At 71.0% G+C, this 16,976-nt stretch carries 19 protein-coding genes; 10 read left to right on the plus strand and 9 right to left on the minus strand.

Annotated features, from left to right (window positions below):
* Together istB and VM324_00240 are read left to right on the plus strand one after the other, a co-directional pair.
* Positions 1-684 (plus strand): IS21-like element helper ATPase IstB (istB, locus tag VM324_00235; protein ID HVL97709.1); only part of this gene is annotated, 684 nt, incomplete at its 5' end.
* Positions 685-1,421: 737 nt separating this feature from the next.
* Positions 1,422-1,742, plus strand: coding sequence for a transposase (locus VM324_00240; protein ID HVL97710.1), 321 nt, complete (start codon positions 1,422-1,424; stop codon positions 1,740-1,742).
* A gap of 897 nt (positions 1,743-2,639) precedes the next feature.
* On the opposite strand, the gene VM324_00245 is transcribed toward VM324_00240, so the two are convergent.
* Together VM324_00245 and VM324_00250 are read right to left on the minus strand one after the other, a co-directional pair.
* Positions 2,640-3,281, minus strand: a complete 642-nt coding sequence (locus VM324_00245) for a hypothetical protein (GenBank protein ID HVL97711.1) — start codon at positions 3,279-3,281, stop codon at positions 2,640-2,642.
* Positions 3,278-3,892 carry a hypothetical protein gene (locus VM324_00250; protein HVL97712.1) on the minus strand — a complete coding sequence of 205 codons (615 nt, stop codon included), beginning with the start codon at positions 3,890-3,892 and terminating at the stop codon, positions 3,278-3,280. The genes VM324_00245 and VM324_00250 overlap by 4 nt, the downstream gene beginning before the upstream one ends.
* Positions 3,893-4,412: 520 nt before the next feature.
* On the opposite strand from VM324_00250, the gene VM324_00255 reads away from it, so the two are divergent.
* The 4 genes from VM324_00255 to VM324_00270 all read left to right on the plus strand — a co-directional run bounded on the left by VM324_00255 (position 4,413) and on the right by VM324_00270 (position 9,378).
* Positions 4,413-7,313 (plus strand): AAA family ATPase, encoded by a 2,901-nt coding sequence (locus VM324_00255; GenBank protein ID HVL97713.1) that lies wholly within the window; start codon positions 4,413-4,415, stop codon positions 7,311-7,313.
* Between the two features lie 92 nt (positions 7,314-7,405).
* A complete protein-coding gene (locus VM324_00260; protein ID HVL97714.1) occupies positions 7,406-8,269 on the plus strand; it encodes an MBL fold metallo-hydrolase in 864 nt (287 codons plus the stop codon).
* A gap of 38 nt (positions 8,270-8,307) precedes the next feature.
* Positions 8,308-8,688, plus strand: coding sequence for an ester cyclase (locus tag VM324_00265; GenBank protein HVL97715.1), 381 nt, complete (start codon positions 8,308-8,310; stop codon positions 8,686-8,688).
* 306 nt (positions 8,689-8,994) lie between these two features.
* The gene (locus VM324_00270; GenBank protein HVL97716.1) at positions 8,995-9,378 is read left to right on the plus strand and encodes a hypothetical protein; all 384 of its coding nucleotides are present in this window, start codon (positions 8,995-8,997) and stop codon (positions 9,376-9,378) included.
* Positions 9,379-10,048: 670 nt separating this feature from the next.
* Here the strand turns inward: VM324_00270 and VM324_00275 are convergent.
* Positions 10,049-10,252 (minus strand): hypothetical protein, encoded by a 204-nt coding sequence (locus VM324_00275; GenBank protein HVL97717.1) that lies wholly within the window; start codon positions 10,250-10,252, stop codon positions 10,049-10,051.
* A gap of 295 nt (positions 10,253-10,547) precedes the next feature.
* Complete coding sequence (locus VM324_00280) at positions 10,548-10,889, minus strand: hypothetical protein (GenBank protein HVL97718.1); 342 nt, start codon at positions 10,887-10,889, stop codon at positions 10,548-10,550.
* Positions 10,890-10,974: 85 nt separating this feature from the next.
* Between VM324_00280 and VM324_00285 the strand changes: the two genes are divergently transcribed.
* A complete protein-coding gene (locus VM324_00285; protein ID HVL97719.1) occupies positions 10,975-11,292 on the plus strand; it encodes a hypothetical protein in 318 nt (105 codons plus the stop codon).
* 96 nt (positions 11,293-11,388) lie between these two features.
* On the opposite strand, the gene VM324_00290 is transcribed toward VM324_00285, so the two are convergent.
* Positions 11,389-11,964 (minus strand): hypothetical protein, encoded by a 576-nt coding sequence (locus tag VM324_00290; GenBank protein ID HVL97720.1) that lies wholly within the window; start codon positions 11,962-11,964, stop codon positions 11,389-11,391.
* 290 nt (positions 11,965-12,254) lie between these two features.
* Here VM324_00290 and VM324_00295 point away from each other — a divergent pair, with 290 nt between their 5' ends.
* Positions 12,255-13,487 carry a histidine kinase gene (locus tag VM324_00295; GenBank protein ID HVL97721.1) on the plus strand — a complete coding sequence of 411 codons (1,233 nt, stop codon included), beginning with the start codon at positions 12,255-12,257 and terminating at the stop codon, positions 13,485-13,487.
* Entirely contained in the window at positions 13,484-14,143 is a 660-nt protein-coding gene (locus VM324_00300; protein HVL97722.1) for a response regulator transcription factor, read from the plus strand. Before VM324_00295 ends, VM324_00300 begins: the two co-directional genes overlap by 4 nt.
* Before the next feature lie 322 nt (positions 14,144-14,465).
* On the opposite strand, the gene VM324_00305 is transcribed toward VM324_00300, so the two are convergent.
* From VM324_00305 to VM324_00315, 3 genes are all read right to left on the minus strand, one after another.
* The gene (locus tag VM324_00305) at positions 14,466-15,083 is read right to left on the minus strand and encodes a hypothetical protein (protein ID HVL97723.1); all 618 of its coding nucleotides are present in this window, start codon (positions 15,081-15,083) and stop codon (positions 14,466-14,468) included.
* Positions 15,080-15,244, minus strand: a complete 165-nt coding sequence (locus tag VM324_00310) for a hypothetical protein (protein HVL97724.1) — start codon at positions 15,242-15,244, stop codon at positions 15,080-15,082. The genes VM324_00305 and VM324_00310 overlap by 4 nt, the downstream gene beginning before the upstream one ends.
* A gap of 144 nt (positions 15,245-15,388) precedes the next feature.
* Positions 15,389-16,132 (minus strand): BTAD domain-containing putative transcriptional regulator, encoded by a 744-nt coding sequence (locus VM324_00315; GenBank protein HVL97725.1) that lies wholly within the window; start codon positions 16,130-16,132, stop codon positions 15,389-15,391.
* Positions 16,133-16,228: 96 nt separating this feature from the next.
* Between VM324_00315 and VM324_00320 the strand changes: the two genes are divergently transcribed.
* Positions 16,229-16,378, plus strand: a complete 150-nt coding sequence (locus tag VM324_00320; GenBank protein ID HVL97726.1) for a DUF1059 domain-containing protein — start codon at positions 16,229-16,231, stop codon at positions 16,376-16,378.
* Between the two features lie 48 nt (positions 16,379-16,426).
* Here the strand turns inward: VM324_00320 and VM324_00325 are convergent, their stop codons facing one another.
* On the minus strand, positions 16,427-16,882 hold the full coding sequence (locus VM324_00325; GenBank protein HVL97727.1) for a hypothetical protein: 456 nt from the start codon (positions 16,880-16,882) through the stop codon (positions 16,427-16,429).
* Positions 16,883-16,976: the final 94 nt, after the last annotated feature.

The following is a 16,976-nucleotide window of genomic DNA, read 5'->3' on the forward strand; positions in this document are numbered from 1 at the left end:
GACGTCCTCGCGACCGCCAAGGCGCAACGCTGGGACCCCGCAGAGGTCCTGCGGGTGCTGCTGACAGAGGAAGCCGCCGGCCGCGACGTCGCCACCCGCAACCAGCGACGCAAAGCGGCCGGGTTTCCCTCCGGCAAGACCCTCGACGCGTGGGACCCCGACGCGTCGTCGATCCCGCCGCCCACCCAGACCGCCCTGGCCACCCTCGAATGGGTCGCCCGAGCGGAGAACCTCGCGGTGTGCGGGCCCAGCGGCACCGGCAAGTCGCACTTCGTCGAGGCGCTCGGGCACGCCTGCATCGACGCCGGCCTGCGCGTCGCCTGGTTCACCCTCGAGAGCCTGACCGTCACCCTCGGGCGGGCCAAAGCCGACGCGTCGATCGCCAAGACCGTCGCCCGCATCACCCGCGCCGACCTCATCGTGGTTGACGACGTCGGCATGCTCCCCGCAGGCCAAGACTCAGCCGAGGCGTTCTACCGCGTCATCGACGCCGCCTACGAACGCCGCAGCGTCGCCGTCACCAGCAACCTGCATCCCAGCGGGTTCGACACGATCATGCCCAAGACCCTGGCCACCGCCACCGTCGACCGCCTGCTCCACCACGCCCACGTCGTCCTCACCAAAGGCAGCTCCCACCGGCTGGCAGAAGCCACCGCCGGCAAGGGGGTGATGCCCCTCGCCTGACACCGCAGGTCAGCTGTCCGCCAGCCCGGCGATCTGCTGGCCACCCACCCGGAGATCACATGGCCACCAACCCGGAAGACAACTGTCCGCCCACCCGGAAGTCAACATGTCCCTTGACACCGTTCCACGCCCCTTGCGCCGGAGGATTCGTCAACGTCGGCTCCTGGACCAACGACGTCTTCCGTGGCCTTCACCGCCGCCGAGGCGGCGAGGCATCCCCACGTGTCCGCCTTGCGGCGGGCCGAGATTACGACGCTTGCTCGGGCTTCGCTCACGTTGCGGACCGGTCGTTGCTCTACCCCGCTTCGACGATTGCGACCTCACGGCCGACGAGACCTGCTTACTGCCTGGGTGGTGTCCGGCATGAAGGTTGCGTGAGCTCGGTTCAGGCTCTGTGCGGAACATGGGAACCTGTCGCCCTGAAACCGACACCGGAAGCCGAATGCGGCGTGTGCTGCCATAGCCAACCCGGGCGTCGAGAGGGAGCGTCCCAAGCGGTGAGCACCGTGAGGGGCTGAGTACCGGTAGCAGGCACGGGGACGGACCGTCTCGTAGTAGCGACGAAGCCCGGTAACGCGGGTGGAGCCAGGGGACGGGTTATCCGTTCAAGGACGCTCGGTCAACCAGCCCACAAAGGGGATGGGAGGAGCCGCGGCAGCGGGCTTCTTTGATCCCAGCGTTGAGCAAGCGGACACGATCCAAGCTCCTATGTCTTCCCGAAGGCGGGGAGGTACTCGATGTCGGCTGCGGCTTCGGCCGCATCGCCGGGTCACTGCAGGACCGCGGCTACGTTCCGCGCCTGGGACGCCACCCGGCTGTGGGTCGAGCTCGTCCTGCTCGCCGCGGTCCTGCTGGCCGCCCTGCAACAGCTCATCGATGACGACGGGCTGCGCGTCGCCGGGCCCCGTCGCCTGCGCTACACCCTGCTCAAGGTCGCCGCCAGGGTCGTCGTCCACGCCCGTCGGACCTGGCTGCATCTGGACGCCGCCTGGCCCTGGACACCACAACTGCTCGCCGCGCGCCGCCGATTGCCTGAGCTCACCCCCACGCTCGCGTAACCGACCCAGGCCCGACACGGCGACACCAACGGTGTCCTACTCCACCGTGCCTACGCACGATTCACACGCCCCCGCGCGTCACCGCGCCCACCGGCTGCGAGCTCGCGCCACCGGCCGACAGCAACGGCCGGTCGCCCGCCGAAACAAGCAAGCAACCGGGGCCCTTACCGAAAGATCGGGGCTGGCTGGCGCCGTCGAACCGGCGGCGGAAGCAAACGACGCCGAGCGCGGGTGGCAGCAGCAGCTCGAGGTGATCTCGAACGCCGCCCGCAGTTGCGCGCCATCGCGGACGAGCAGCGATCCGCACTCGAACGGCTGGTACAGCCACGTGTGGCGGCATGTTCGCCGCCGACCCCCCGCTGGTCAGCGCGCCCGCCGCCGCGGCGGGGTAGCCCATCCACTCCCCGAACCAGTCGAGCACGACGAGCTCCACACCTGGCCCGGCCCCGCTGACTCCATCCACGACCCGCATGGATGTTCGCCGCGTTGGCGCGAAGTCGCCGAGCACCCCCGGCCACATGCCGCAGCGGGGATGAAGGCGAAGTAGCCGGGGTGATCGCAGGCGCGACGATAACGGCAGTACGTCGGGGCCAGCTCGTCGAACACTGCGGAGAAGTCCGCGCCGTCCTCGGGCGGCGGTCGGCGCAGGCGCTCCCATCTTCTCGCGGGTCGCCCGGTCGATGAGCCGTGACGGTCTCGTAGTCGATCCGGCGCATGGTCTCCGCGTCGAGTCCGAGCGGGTCAAGGTCCATCCGTACCTGCGTTTCCGTGCAGGGTTCAGCCGGCGTCGCCGGCAAGCCGGCGGTCGACGAGTGCGTGGGCGGCCCCAGCGGTGCTCGGGTGACCAGTGACCGCTACGAGGAAGTCCGTGCGGTCCAGTGCGAGCAGCCGGGTGTCCTAGGCTGCGGTGACGGTGGCCGTGCGGGGCACGTCACGCAGCAGCGCGATCTCCCCGAAGCCCTCCCCCGGGCCAAGCACGCTGGACAGCCCCGGGGGGTGACCTTCACGTGGCGCACCTCGACGATGTAGAAGCGGTCGCCAGCGGTTCCCGCGGCGATGACGACGCCGGGCGGCGGGGACTTCCACCCGCATGCAGGCCGCCGCCAGGCTTTCCAGGACCGGCAGCGGGAGCGGCGCGAGCAGACAGACCCGCTGCAGCAGGTCGAGCTCGTGGCTGGGCACGTCGCCCGCGCGGTCCAGGCGCGCGAGCCCTCTGGCGCTGGCCACGGCCAGGATGGTCAGGAACGCCCCGAGGACGACCAGCGCGCCGCGGACGCCGGCGACCCCGACGAGCAGGGACGCGGCCAGTGCGCCCAGGCCGAGCAGCGCCCACCACAGTCCCACGAAGGCACCGAGCGCCCGGCAGAGCACCTCGCCGGGCACGACCCGCTGCAGCAGCGTGAGAGCAATCACGTCCACCAGCGCGTTGCACACGTCGATGCCCGCGAGCAGCGCGAGGGCGGCGACCGGCAGTGGCACCACCCCGATGAGCGCCAGGCACACACCCCAGGTGGCGACGGCCACCCCGAGGGCTGTCACCAGCCGGTGGCGTCCAACGAACGCAAGCGCCCCGACAGAGCCACCAGGCCGCCGGCACCGACCGCGGCCTGCAACGAACCGACGCCGGGCTCGCCCATCGCGAGCAAGTCGATCGCTGTGACCACGACCGGCACCGGGACCGCGCCCAAGCACAGGGTGTACGCGAGGCACAGGCCTGCCACCAAGCGCGGTGCGGGGGCGCCGAGCCGGGCCGCGAACCCTGCCAGGACGTCGCGCGGCCGGGTGACCGAGCGCACCGGTTGAATGGGGTCCACACCGTGCACGACGGTGGCAGCGGCGACGAGCAGCACGGCCAGGGCGACGAAGACGGCGGGGACCGCGGCGGCTGCGAGCAGCACGGCGGCCGACGCCGGCCCGAGCAGCGTGCCGAGGTTCTCCACCGTCGTGGTCGTCGCGTTGGCGGCGTCAGCTCCTCGGGTGTGGCCGCCAAGCTCGGGCTGCAGGGCGGAGTGGAACGGCCAGTGCAGTCTGAAGGCAAGCGCGTCGGCGGCCGCGATCGCGTACACGATCGCCGGGGGCGCGCCCGCGACGACGAGGCCGGCGATGCCCGCGAGTGCGGCGGCGCGGACGGCGAGCACACCAGTGAGCACCCGCGAGCGAGGCCAGCGGTCGGCGAGCGCGACCCGCCACCGGGCCGAGCACGGCCGCCGGCAGGGTCCGCACGACACCGACGACCCCCACGGCGACGACGCCGCCGGCCCCGAACGCGTACACGCCGAGGGCGACCAGCTGGGCGCCCTCGGCGGTGATCCCCCCGCCCCAAGCCGGCTGGATGCGTCGCTGGTTGGGTTTGGCCAGCGCGGTCCGCACCGCTCCAAGGGACGCCGCCGCGCGTGACGCCCTGCTGCCGCCCGCCATGCATCCTGTCCTGCGCCAGCCCCGTCCGTGGCGAAAACGGTGCGCGCTCGACCGCGCCGCTGTCAACACCTAGCCCGGGGCGGTGAGTGACGATGCGCCCTTCGCGCCCGGCACCGGCGAACTTCGGAGCGCGCGGGTCGTTCTGCGGCATCCCGCATCGCCGCTACGACGAGGCAGTGCCCGGCAGTGTCAGAGCTTGCCCCCAGGTACGGTTGGTTGTGGGGTGATCCTGTCGGGAGAAGAAGACGACCGATGAGAGCCTTGGGATGTCCCCTGCTGGTGGGCCGGGCCGAGGAGTTCGCTGTCCTGCTGGAAGCGGTCGAGGCGGCCGCCGCAGGCTCCGGTGAGGTGATGTTCCTCGTCGGCGAGGCCGGTGTCGGCAAGTCGCGGCTGGCTGCCGCGGCGGCAGAGGCGGGACAGTCACGGGGCATGACCGTGCTGCGGGGTCGAGCCGTGGCCACTGGCGCCACCGTGCCTTACCGCCCGTGGGCCGAGGCGTTCTTGTCCGCCTTGCGTGACACGGCCTTTCCCGACCGTGCCGAGCTCGAGCCCTTCCGCGGGGCCCTGGGCCGCCTCGTGCCCGCGTGGCGGGCCGCCGATCTCCCTGAGCTCGGCGAGTCGGCTGTCGCGCTGGGGGAAGGCGCTCTGCGGCTGCTGCGCACCGTCGGCAACGGGCGGGGCACGATCGTCATGCTCGAGGACCTGCACTGGGCCGATCCTGACTCGGTGGCCCTGGTCGAGTACCTCGCCGACAAGCTCGCCGGTGAGCCGACGCTGGTCATCGGGACCCTCCGACCGGAGGATACCGGGCCGGCGCTGCGGGTGGCCCAGCAGCTGCACGGCCGCCGGGAGGCCCAGCTAGTGACCCTGCGCCGACTCGGCGAGGAGGAGGTGCGGGCCATGGCGCGGGCCTGCCTTGGAGTCACCGATCCGCCGGCAGGCGTGGACGAACTGCTGATCGGCTACGCCGACGGCCTGCCGTTCTTCGTCGAGGAGCTGCTCGCCTCCCTGGTCAGCAGCGGCACCCTGGTCCGCGCCCAGGGCGGCTGGCAGCTCCGCGGCGTGGCCCGCCCCAGCGTCCCGTTGACCTTTGGCGACACCGTCCGCCAGCGGCTGCGCGACCTCGGGCACGGCGGGATGCGGCTGCTGGCCGCCGCGGCGCTGCTCGGCCGGCACTTCGACTGGACGTTGCTGGTCAGCGCCTTGGAGGCGGACGAAGCCACGGTGCTGGACACGCTTCGCCGGGCGATCGACGCCCACCTGGTCGAGGAGGGCCCGGGGACTGGCCGGTTTCGCTTCCGCCATGCTCTGTCCCGCGACGCGGCGCTTGGGACCCTGCTGTCGCCGGAACGTCAGGTCCTCGCGCAACGCCTGCTCGCGGGGGTGCGCGAGCGGCATCCGACGCTGCCGGGCGACTGGTGCCAGGTCGGCGCGGGGCTTGCGGTCCAGGCCGGAGACCCCGAGCAGGCGGCGGCGCTGCTGGTGGAGGCCGGCCGGCGGGCCCTGGCCGCCGGCGCGCTGGCGACGGCCACGGACGCGGCCGAGCAGGCCGGGGCCCTGGCCGACCAGCGCGGAGCCACCGCCCTATCGGCCACCGAGCTGCTGGTCACCGCCCTGGCGTCGGCCGGGGAAACCGACCGGGCCGCGGCCGTCGGCGCTCAGCTGCTGGACCGGTTGGAAGCAGCCGGCGCCGAGCCGGCGCGCCGCACGGCGACCCACCTGGAGCTGGCGAGGTCCGCCGCCGCCGCCACCGACTGGGCGCAGGCCCGCCGCCACGTCGACGCGGCCCGCCGCCTCGCGCCTACCACCGAGCCGACCCTGGTCGCCCAGGTGGAGGTGGTGAACGCGCAGGTGGCGTTGGGTGAGCACCGCCCGCACGAGGCAGCCCGGGCCGCCGATGCCGCCCTCCACGCCGCCCGGCGTAGCCAGCGCCCCATGGTGGTCTGCGAAGCCCTGGAGGTCCTCGGTCGGGTGGCGCGCCTGACCGACTGGACCCGGGCCGAGGTGTACTTCACCGAGGCGCTGCGGACCGCTGAGGCCGCAGCGTTGCCGCTGTGGAGGATTCGGGCACTCGGCGAGCTCGGCATCCAGGACGTCTTCACCGCCGGCTCGACCGCCCGTCTGGACCTGACCCGCCGCCTGGCCGAGGAAGCCGGCGCGCTGGTACAGGCAGCCCACGCCGACCTGCACCTGGCCGTGCTGCACCATCTGCACCACGACATCGAGGAGGGGCTGGTCGCGGCCGAGCGCGCGGAGCACGCCGCCCGCCGCTACCGCCTCGGACTGCTGTTGCCGGCGGTCCTGTCCAACCGCGCCCTGCTCGAGCTCGGCCGCGGTCGAGAGGACGAGGCGGCATCGCTCACCGAGGAGGCCCTGGCTCTCGCCGGCGGCGACCCGCAGGTGGAGGCGAACATCCGCGGGATGCCCCGCACGCTCCTGGGGCTGGTACGCGGCGACCGGGCCGCAGGACGCGGCGAGCTCGAGCAGGCGGTCTCGGTCATGCCCCCGGCGTCGGACGCGGCCAGCGGCCCGTTTCCGGATCTGCTCCTGCTGCTGCGCCTCCTCGACGATGACCTCACGTCCGAGCAGGACGACGCCCTGGCCCCTGTCGACCGGATCCGCCACCGGCTGGGCGAGGGGTTCTATCAGGGGGCTCGAGCGGTGCAGACGGGTCGCGGCGGGGACGCAGACCAGGCAACCGCGCGGTTCGGAGACGCCGAGGACGCGTTCGCGCCGATGCCAGGATTCCTGCGGCTTCTGCGGTGGCTGGTTGCCGAGCCGGCGTGGCACGACGGCTGGGGCGCCCCGGTCGCCTGGCTGCGGGACGCCGTGGTCTTCTTCGAGGGTACGGGCTGGACGCGCCTGGCCGCCTCCAGCCGTGGGTTGCTGCGCCGATTCGGAGTCGCTGCGCCACCGCGCCGGTCCGCCGCCTCCGTGCCTCCCGCCCTGGCCGCCCTGGGGATCACGGTGCGCGAGGCCGAGGTCCTCGCCTTGGTCGAGGAGGGCCTGCCCAACCGTGCCATCGCCGAGCACCTGGTGCTGTCGGTCCGCACGGTCGAGAAGCACGTCGAGCGGCTGCTGGCCAAGACCGGCGCGTCCACCCGTGCGGAGCTTGCCGCACGGTCAGTGCGCCTATCCCACCAGGCACCGTAGCCGTCACGCGCCACCAACGTACGTGGTGGCCGGACGCAAAGATACGTAGCCTCACCGCTGTGGCGGGGTACTGCGGCGGCCACCATGCCTGCATGGACACCACCGCACACCCCAGCTTCCCTCCGTCCAGCGTCCCGGTCGACCCGTACCGGGTGGCACCCGACACGTGGATCATCCCGGAGCTGTTCCCCGCAGCCCCCGGCACGTTCGTCCCCGTCAACTCTCTGGTGATCGCCGGCAGCGAGCCCGTGATCGTCGACACGGGCACGCACCTCAACCAGCGCCGGTGGCTCGACCAGGTCTTCTGTCTCGTGGACCCGGACGCCGTGCGCTGGGTCTACCTGTCCCACGACGACCACGACCACGTGGGCAGCCTTCCGGCCGTGTTGGACGCCTGTCCCAATGCGACGCTCGTCACCACCTGGTTCAGCGTCGAGCGGCTCCGGGGCGACTACGCCCTTCCTATACAGCGCATGCGATGGGTCAACGACGGCGACAGCTTCGATGCTGGCGACCGGAGCCTGGTAGCCGTCACCCCGCCGATCTTCGACTCGCCGACCAGCCGCGGCCTGTTCGACGCCCGCACCGGCGTCTACTGGGCAGTTGACGCGTTCGCCTGCCTGATCACCGACCCCGCCATGAACGACGTAGCGGACCTGGACACGGAGTTCTGGCGGCACGGGCTGCTGGACAACAACCGACTGATCTCGCCCTGGCACACACTGCTCGACCCGCGCAAGTTCGACCGGCACGTCGACAAGATCGCGACCCTGCCGATCCGCACCCTGACCTCGGCCCACAGCGCCGCGATCCACGGTGACCAGGTGGCCGACGCCCTGCGCCTCATCCGCCAGATTGCCCGCATGGACGCCGCCGCCCTTCCCGGCCAAGGCGACCTCGAGGCGCTCCTGGCGCTGCTCGCCGGCGACCAGACGCCGGCACCCAGCGCCCCGTAACCGTTCCACCAACCCCAGCAAGAAAGAAGGAGCACACCATGTCAACCGAACGCAACAAGCAGACCGTCGTCGCCTACCTCGAGCTGGCGCTGAACGACAAGCAGCCCGCCCAGGCTGCCGAGGCCTACCTCGGCTCCCACTACATCCAGCACAACCCACAGGTGGCCGACGGCGCCGACGCGTTCGTCGAGTTCGTCACCGGCTTCACTCAGCAGTTCCCGGACTTGCACCTCGACATCAAGCGCGTCATCGCCGAAGGCGACCTGGTGGCGACCCACGGGCTGCTAACGGTCGCGCCGGCAGACCGGGGCACGGCGGTCACCGACATCTTCCGCCTCGAGGACGGCAAGATCGTCGAGCACTGGGACGTGATGCAGCCCGTCCCCGAGGAAGCGGCCAACCCCAACGCGATGACCTGAGCCGTCATGTTCAGCCGGAGCCGGCTGGTCGTCACGCTTGGTTGCTCCGGGCGCGTCACTACCGGCGCCGGCCACCGTGAGGAAGAGGGCCTGTTGGCCCAGGCTTGCACCGTAAGCGGCTCCAACTCAGCGGGTGGGGGATGGTCGAGCTCGCCGGTGCAGCCGGCGGTCGTTGAACCAGGTGACGTAGTCGAGGGTGGCCAGTTCAAGCCGCTGGCGACAGGGCAGGGGCGATGCGTCCCGCGGTCGGTCGCAGGATCAAGTCCGCGTCATCCGCTCCCGGCCTCACTACAGGTCTGGCATTCTGTGACGGTGCAAGGACTGGCGCTTGGCAGCCTCATCACTCTGCTCATGTCGGCCTGCGCCGGAGGGTCGGTGGAACGGACTGCTTGGCGGCTGTCCGAGCCGCCCAACGGCCGCTCGCTTGAACTAGGCGTCTTCTCCGGCCACAGCAGTTGCCTGGACTACGACCGCGTCGAGGCGGAGGAGACAGACGACTCTGTCCTCATACGTGCATACGTCCGTTACAACGGCGGCGACTGCACCGATGACTTCGTGACCGAGCGCGTGAAGGTAGCGCTGGACCAGCCCCTCGGCGACCGCAGACTTGACGGCTGCACCGGCCCCGCCGTGGAGTGGGACGCCTTCGACGGCGGCTCAGGCGAATGCCGCGAGCCGTTCGAGTTCTGATGTGCACCTCACGTGACCATCAGTTACGTGCCGATATGGATTGGTCACCGGCGGGCCTTGGCCGCCGACTACGGCCTAATCCCCCTCCCCAGAGACGCGCCAGTGCGGAACATGCCGGGTAGGGCGGAGGTCGACGGCGGGCGGGACACGTCACGCTCCGTAGCTGCCGCGCCCTCCCATCCTCCGTCGACTGCGGGGAAAGCAACCGCGGCAATCCTGCACACGCACCTCGCGGTGCCGAGCCAGCCACCCGATCCACGCCCGACTGACCGCCGGGGGCAACACGAGCTCGTCCCACAGAGCGATGAGCTCATCGACGTCGATGAAGTAGCGCACGTCCTCAGCGGTGCCCTCCCGCAACACCTGCTCATACACTGCGCCCGTTGCCGCCGGCCGGCCAAGTCATGCGTGGGTCGGCCTGGCTCCAGTTCACCCGCCGCGGCAACGTCACGACCCCGCTGGCCTTGCGCACCGCAGGGTCATCAACGTCGGCGGGGATCTCTGGAGGGACATCCCCGCGGAGGGCGTACGTCATAGCGCCGATGCTACCCACCCGGCACCCAGCAGGCCCCGACTGCACCCCCACCGTGGCTCCCACGCCGCGAGCTTCTTCGAATCCCGCTCGTAGCGCAGCCATCACCTCGGGCGCGGAGTACGTCCGCATGAGGGCTCAGACCGCGAGGCCGATGGGAACGATCACTGGGCATTCGCCGACCTGGACGTCCTCGTCCTCTAAAATTAAGTACAGCGCCCGCGCCTCCGCCAGGTTGTCCCGGGCCTCCTCCAACGAGGTGCCCTGCGAAGCCACGTCCACCCCGAGGCACTGGGCGACGAACCAGTCGCCGTACCTCGCGATAGCCGCGGTCAATCTCATGATCTGGAGCGCAGACCGTCGAGTCGCCTCGTGGTGGTCGAGCTTGATCACGACGTGCCGCCACTCGGGCTGGCCCCGTCGAGGAAACCTGTCACAGCTTCGCCGCGCCGCGTGCAACTCCCTTCGGACATAGACGCAAGAGCATGAGCGCGTCGGCCCGAGGAGGTCACCCGGGCGGTGAGCGAGGACCACGGACCCTACGACCTCCACCGCGACGATCGAGGCGCTGCACGCCTGCGAGATATGGGAAAGGGGCCCGCAAGTGACGGCTAGGTGCGGGGAGCATCGCCTGCCGTCAGTCCTGGATCGCACGGACGGCTTCCGCCGTCTCGGGCGCGACCTTCACGCTTCTCGTGCCTTCAGGCCCCCGGACCGTCAGCTCAGAAGCATCGCGGTCGACACCGACGATCTCGCGGGTGGTGAAGCTGTGGGTGCTCTCGTCGACGGACTCATCCGGGCGCAGCAACAGCCGCATGAGCGTCACCCGGTCACCGGCAACGGCCTCCACGGCATAGGCGGCCTCGGTACCGCTGTCAGATTCGAGGTGGCGGATACGGCGGTGGCTTGCGTGGGCAGTCGCAGCCAGAACCCTTGACTGCAGCTGCTCGGGGAGCGCTTCGATGCGGACGGTGGTCATGGTCTTCCCCTTCACTGGTCCGGACGCTATCCCTCGGAGGCAAGACCAAAACGGGCGAGGACGGCGATGACGGGCACGAACTGGCATGGAGACGTATGAGAGGTTCGCGTCGACCGACCTGCTCGCCGACGGCATCGTCGCGCGGATGCTCGCGGGCATCTCCACGCGTCGCTACCCGGTCGCGCTCGAGCCGGTCGGCGCGGCCGTGCAGGCCTCGGCAAGCGGCACGTCCAAGCCGGCGGTAGCACGCCGCTTCGTCGCGGCCACGGCCGAGAAGGTGGCCGAACTGCTAGACCGTCGGCTGGACGATCAACGCTGGTTGATCGTCCACATCGACGGGTTCGGCATGGGCGACCACCTCATGGTTGGCGCGCTGGGCGTGACCGCCGACGGCACCAGGTAGCTGTTGCCGTGCAGTGACACCGTGGCGGTCTTGGTCACGGTGCGTTGCGCGCTCCAGCGGAACGCCGCAGCCCGCACGGCGTGACGGGGGATGGCGTCAGCGGCGTGCGATGACGCGAGCAAGGACTGAGAACCCCACCACGAGAGGAACGCCGTGCAGGTAGGTGGGCAGCTCGAAGTTGAAGCTGGCGTGGACGGCGATCGGGGTCAGCATGACCACGATCCCCTCCCAGCGGCGCGCGATGCGTGACCGCAGCAGCCCGGCACCCAGGACGACCAGCCCGAGGGTGAGAAACAGCGGGCCGGTGTTGAGCCAAAGGATCGCCGGCGACTCGAAGTAGGCCGTCTGCACCGCGAAGGACGTGGCCGCATCGACCGGCTCGACCAGCGCGAAGCCGACGGCACCGTGCGCCATGTCGCTGAGGGACAGCACGGCGGCCCCCACCGCGGTGAGGATGACGCCGACCGTGGTCAACCGCGCCCCTCGGCCTCGCACGATCGGCAGGGCGCTTACCGCCGCGACGGCGACGAGCACCAGGCCGAAGCCCATGAGGACATGGGAGGCGAGCCACCGCGACGGCGCCTCGGCGATAGCGATCGATATCCCCACGTCCTCGGGCATGGCGGGGAGATGCAGCGCCATGCCCAGGGCAGCGAGGACGGCGCCGAGCACCAGTGCGATGGGGCGGGCGAGGTGAGGCCGATCCGACGAAGACCCGTTCTCGGCCGCTGTCGATGTGATCGGTGCTGGCTTGGTCGTGGTCATGTGATCCCCCCGAGGTCGACGGCACGGGCTGCTTCCGCAGACACCTTGCTCCTCCAGCCCGAACCGCGCGTCCTCCCGGGGTCGTCACTGCGGCGCCGCGGAGGTAGACCCGGTGCGCTCGTGTACGACCTGGGTATGACAGGGGTGCCGACCCGAGGAGGACGCCGGGGCCCCCGCGGCCGCTGTACCGTCATGGGGTGCTGAAGAGCTACTGGCGCGCCTACCGACCGCCGACAGTCGATGTCCTCATCGCGGCGGCGTTCATCGTGTTCGGTCAGCTGGTCACATGGTTCCGTCTCGACGGCCCGGACGGGTACGTGGGGCCACGGCCCCTCAACGCGATCCTGAACGCCCTGTTTCTGGCGGCGCTGGCGTGGCGCCGTCGGGCGCCGCTCGCGGCGGTGTGCTGGGCGGTGGGCGTCTATTTCCTGCCGACCGCCCTGGTGCCCCATGACATCACCTTCGCCGCCGGGGGCATCCCGCTCATCTTCCTGACCGCCTCGGCTGGCTACCACTGCTCCCGACGGCGTGCGGTGCTCGCCGCAGCGGTGGCGATGGCTGGCCTCGCCACCATCACGCTGACGATGCCGTACCTCCGGTCGCCCAGTGCTTTCCTGTGGAACACCCTGTTCATGCTCGTCCCCTGGTTCGGCGCCCGCGCGCTGCGCGAACGCGAGGACCGGGCGGCGACGCTCGCGGCCGCCCTGGCCACCGAGCGGGCGTCCAAGGAGGTCGCCCTCCGGGATGCCGCCAACGCCGAGCGAGCCCACATCGCGCGGGAGCTGCACGACATCGTCGCCCACAGCGTCTCGATGATGGTCATCCAGATCGGTGCCGCGCGGATGCAGCTGCAAGCAGGAGCCGGCAGCGCGCAGGAACCGCTGCTCGACGCCGAGGACGTGGGCAGGCAGACGTTGGACGACCTGCGCCGGCTGCTCGGGGTGCTGCGCGCAGATGAGCCCGATGCCAGGGACCCCGGCGACGACTCGGTCACGGGCGCCCAACCACCCCAGCCGGGGCTGACCCAGGTCGAAGCGATGCTGCCTCCGCTCCGCGCCGCCGGGCTGGACGTCGAGATGGAGGTGGACGGCGAGCCTGTCCCGCTGCCCGCCGCGCTGGACCTGACCTGCTTCCGGATCATCCAGGAGGCGTTGACCAACACGCTCAAGCACGGCGGGGCGACGCGGGCGTCGGTGCAGCTGCGCTACACACCCGACGCGCTGCTTATCGCCGTCGCCGACGACGGGACAGCCGCCCCGCCGGTCGACCGTGTCGGTCATGGCCTCGTGGGGATCGGCGAGCGCGTGGCGCTGTTCGGCGGAACGGCCAAGGCTGGGCCGGGCCGGGGCGGTGGCTGGCGCGTCCACGTCGAGCTGCCCCTGCCGGCTCCGACTGCGCATGACCTGCGGGCGGCGATCCCGTCGTCTTGATCCGCGTCCTCATCGCCGACGACCAGGCGCTGGTGCGCGGGGGACTGGGCATGATCCTGTCGGCGCAACCGGACATCGACGTGGTCGGCATGGCCGAGAACGGTGCGCAGGCGGTGAGGCTGGTGGCAGAGCTCGCGCCCGACGTGGTGCTCATGGATGTCCGCATGCCGGTGATGGACGGCCTGGAGGCGACCCGTCGCATGCTCTCCCCTCCTTCGACCCGCACCAAGGTCGTCATGCTCACGACGTTCGACCTGGACGAGTACGTCTACGCCGCCCTCGTCGCCGGCGCCTCGGGGTTCCTCCTCAAAGAGACCCGCCCGGAGGTGCTCGCCGACGCGGTGCGCACCGTGGCGGGCGGTGAGGCTCTCCTCGCCCCCACTGTCCTTCGCCGCCTCGTCGATCAGCACGCGAGGGCCGCCGCGCCCCCTGACAACGAGCGCTTCTCCGCGTTGACCGATCGGGAGGTTGAGGTGCTGCGCCTGATCGGCCGCGGGCAGAGCAACGCTGATATCGCGCAAGCCCTGTGGGTGGCGGAGAGCACGGTCAAGACCCACGTCACGCGCATCTTCAGGAAGCTCGATCTCCGCGATCGCGCCCAAGCCGTCGTACTGGCCTACGAGACCGGCCTGCTCAAGGCCGGCGATCCCGACTGACCGTCCCTGCCGCCACCTTCAGCGCTAGGTGCCCGGCGGCATCGCCGTTGCGGTCCTTGGCCAGTGGGATCACGAGACGACCCTGGTGTATCGGCTGGCTCCGAGGTGGAACGGCCCGTCAAGAGAACCTGCTGCCTTGACTTGAGACGGGTTTGCATAGAGCCCTCCTGTAGCGGAGGGTTGTCGTGTGCGGATGGTCAGCGGCCTGGTTGCTTCTTAGCGGGAGGCCGGCTGTTATCCCGTTGTAGAGGTGGTCTCGTCACTGCCCAGCACACCAGCCCGGCCCCCCGATGCTCGGGAAGCCGGACTGGGCGGTAGTGCGCTATGTCCCCGCGCGTTGGCGGAAGGCCGTGAACTGCAGGTCCTGGCACTGGCCCTCGTTGGGCTGTCCGGGGTGGCACCCGCCGTTGAAGGTATGGATCTGCTCCTCGACCATGCCGGGGATGAGCGGGCCGTGGGTGCGCACGACCGCGTGGATCTCCGCCTGCGTCGGGTTGGTCAGTCCCGGACCGAACAACGCCTCGCTGTCGTCGCCTGTGCGCAGGCGAGCGCCGAAGCCGGCGCGCCCCGAGCCGCCGACCACGTTGCCGGCCGCGTACAGCACCGACGCGTCCACACCAGAGGCGAACAGGTCGCCGGGGCCGCACTCGAACGCAGGGTCGAACGGGTCGGTGCAGTGCTGCGGATGGTTGAACACCACCCACCAGATGGTGTACGCCCCGCGGTCCAGCTCGGCGGTGCGCAAGCTCATCGTCGCGCCCGCAGCATTGGTCACCAGCGAGGCTGCCGACGACGACACCGCCTGCCCGTCGGAGAAGCGGAAGAAGACGTTGTCGCTGCGAGCGCCGGCGGCAACCGGACCCGCGAGCGCGGCGAGCAGGAGCGCGAGCACAAGAACGACGGTGCTCAACGTCCTGGCAGTCGCCCTCACCGGGTTCATGGCCGCACCGCCTCGTCGACCGCCATGCCGAGCAGCTGCTCGTCCGACAGCTCCAAGTCGGGGTGGGCCTCCTGGATGTGCTGGCGGGCGCCCGCGAGCAGCTCCGCGTCGGTGTCGCCGCGGATCACCACGCCCTCGTCACAGTTGATCACCTTGCTCATCGCCTTCTCCTTGACTCGACTGGCCCCGGCACGGTGCCGGTGACGCTGCAAGGAGGGTGAGCGGTGCCGATTAGGCCGCGGCTGGTTGGAGGTTGGCGCCGGGTTGGGTGGCGCCTCGGCAGTCGACGGGGCTTGATGGGTCGCCTACCCGCGGAGCAGGGCGAGGTAGACCGCCTCGGTCTGGGCCGACGGGGAGGCACCCAGTTCGTCGGCGAGCACCTGCCGACAGCGCTCATACAGCCGCAGGGCCTCCGCCCGGCTGCCCGCCGCCGCCAACGCGCGCATGTACCGCTGGTAGGTCGCTTCCCGCAGCGGATCGAGCGCCAGCGCATCCTCGGCCGCACGCACCGCTTCCGCCAGCTCCCCGGTGAGGGTGTTGCACTCCACGACACAGTCCAGCACCCGCAGCCGCAAGGCCTGCAGCCGCGCCCGAAATCCCCTCGCCCACGGGCCGTCCTCGCCGACCAGGAACGGACGGCGGGTGATGTGATAGCCGACATACGTCCAGCCGTACGCCCGGCGTGGATCACCCGCGGCGAGCGCGACCTCGGCCGCGTGAACCGCCTCGCCGGCGGCCTCCACGTCCACCCACGCCCCACCCGGCAGGCGCAGCTGGTAGCAACCGAACCCATACGCCAGCGCGTTCGATGCCAGCCCCGCCCCCTCAAGCGTACGGCGCAGCTTGCTCAGCAGCGCCCGCAGCCCCTTGTCCCACGCGGCCGGCAGGTGCTCGCCCCACAGCTCCTCGGCCAGTTCGTCGCGCGACACCGCCCGATCACGCTCGGCGATGAGCAGAGCCAAGGCCAGCCGGCCCTGCCGACCCGGCAGATCCGCCTCGTCGACCAGAACCGGCCCGGCCTCAACACGCACCCGCCCGGTGAGGTACACCCGTACCGGCGCTCCCGGCCCTCCCACGGTGCGCTCCCAACCGCCAGCCAACCACCGGATGCCAGTATCCCACCCCGGACGATCAAGGAGACCCACATGACCAAGGTGATCCGCTGCGACTGCGGCTACGTCGCCCGGGGCGACAGCGACGACCAGCTCGTGTCCGTCGCCCAACGACACGCCCGTGAGGTGCACGGCATGGAGCTCAGCCCCGAACAGGTGCTCGCCATGGCCGAACCCGCATGACCCGATGGTCCATTGCTCCTCGCCGAACGTCTCACCCGCCGGGTGGCCTCAGCCGGTCGGCGCCTCGATCGTCCACGCGGCGACCTGGTCAATGCGCACCCGCCAGCTGCCCGCCTGACGGGTCCCCGTGCCACCCACCGTCACCGTGGCCTCCTTGAGGTGCAGCCAGGCCGACTCGGGCGCGTCGGTGTCCAACTCCGGAGTGGTCTGTGCACGGTCCTGCACGTACTCGCCCGCGAACTGCTCGAAGGCGTCCTGGAGCAGCGCGCCGACGCTCTCCGCGCCGCCGCCCTGGCGCGCGGCCAGGCGCCGGAACGCGTCCGCGTGATCGTTGAAGAACTCCCATCCGCCCACGACCCGGCCGGAGATCAGCGCACCGCCCGCGACCAGCGTCACGGTAACCACGTCGAGGTCCGCGCGATCGGACAGCTGCGCCAGCAGGGCGAGAGGGCCGTACCCAGCCGCGTGGCCGACGGCAGTGCCTTCTGCGGGGTTGTCATCCACGGTTCGTTCCTTCGACGGCGATCGGTCCGCTAGCGATGCTGCCCCGGTGTCCGGCCGTCCACTCCTTGAACCCCAGTGGAACCGGACGGTCTGA

The organism is Egibacteraceae bacterium (genome assembly GCA_035540635.1).
Classification (GTDB): Bacteria; Actinomycetota; Nitriliruptoria; order Euzebyales; family Egibacteraceae; genus DATLGH01.

Excerpts from the sequence above, each read along its gene's own strand:
- VM324_00240 (HVL97710.1), top strand. The coding sequence starts at position 1,422 with ATGTCGGCTGCGGCTTCGGCCGCATCGCCGGGTCACTGCAGGACCGCG.
- VM324_00255 (HVL97713.1), top strand. The coding sequence starts at position 4,413 with ATGAGAGCCTTGGGATGTCCCCTGCTGGTGGGCCGGGCCGAGGAGTTC.
- VM324_00260 (HVL97714.1), top strand. The coding sequence starts at position 7,406 with ATGGACACCACCGCACACCCCAGCTTCCCTCCGTCCAGCGTCCCGGTC.
- VM324_00265 (HVL97715.1), top strand. The coding sequence starts at position 8,308 with ATGTCAACCGAACGCAACAAGCAGACCGTCGTCGCCTACCTCGAGCTG.
- VM324_00275 (HVL97717.1), bottom strand. The coding sequence starts at position 10,252 with ATGAGATTGACCGCGGCTATCGCGAGGTACGGCGACTGGTTCGTCGCC.
- VM324_00280 (HVL97718.1), bottom strand. The coding sequence starts at position 10,889 with ATGACCACCGTCCGCATCGAAGCGCTCCCCGAGCAGCTGCAGTCAAGG.
- VM324_00285 (HVL97719.1), top strand. The coding sequence starts at position 10,975 with ATGGAGACGTATGAGAGGTTCGCGTCGACCGACCTGCTCGCCGACGGC.
- VM324_00305 (HVL97723.1), bottom strand. The coding sequence starts at position 15,083 with ATGAACCCGGTGAGGGCGACTGCCAGGACGTTGAGCACCGTCGTTCTT.
- VM324_00310 (HVL97724.1), bottom strand. The coding sequence starts at position 15,244 with ATGAGCAAGGTGATCAACTGTGACGAGGGCGTGGTGATCCGCGGCGAC.
- VM324_00320 (HVL97726.1), top strand. The coding sequence starts at position 16,229 with ATGACCAAGGTGATCCGCTGCGACTGCGGCTACGTCGCCCGGGGCGAC.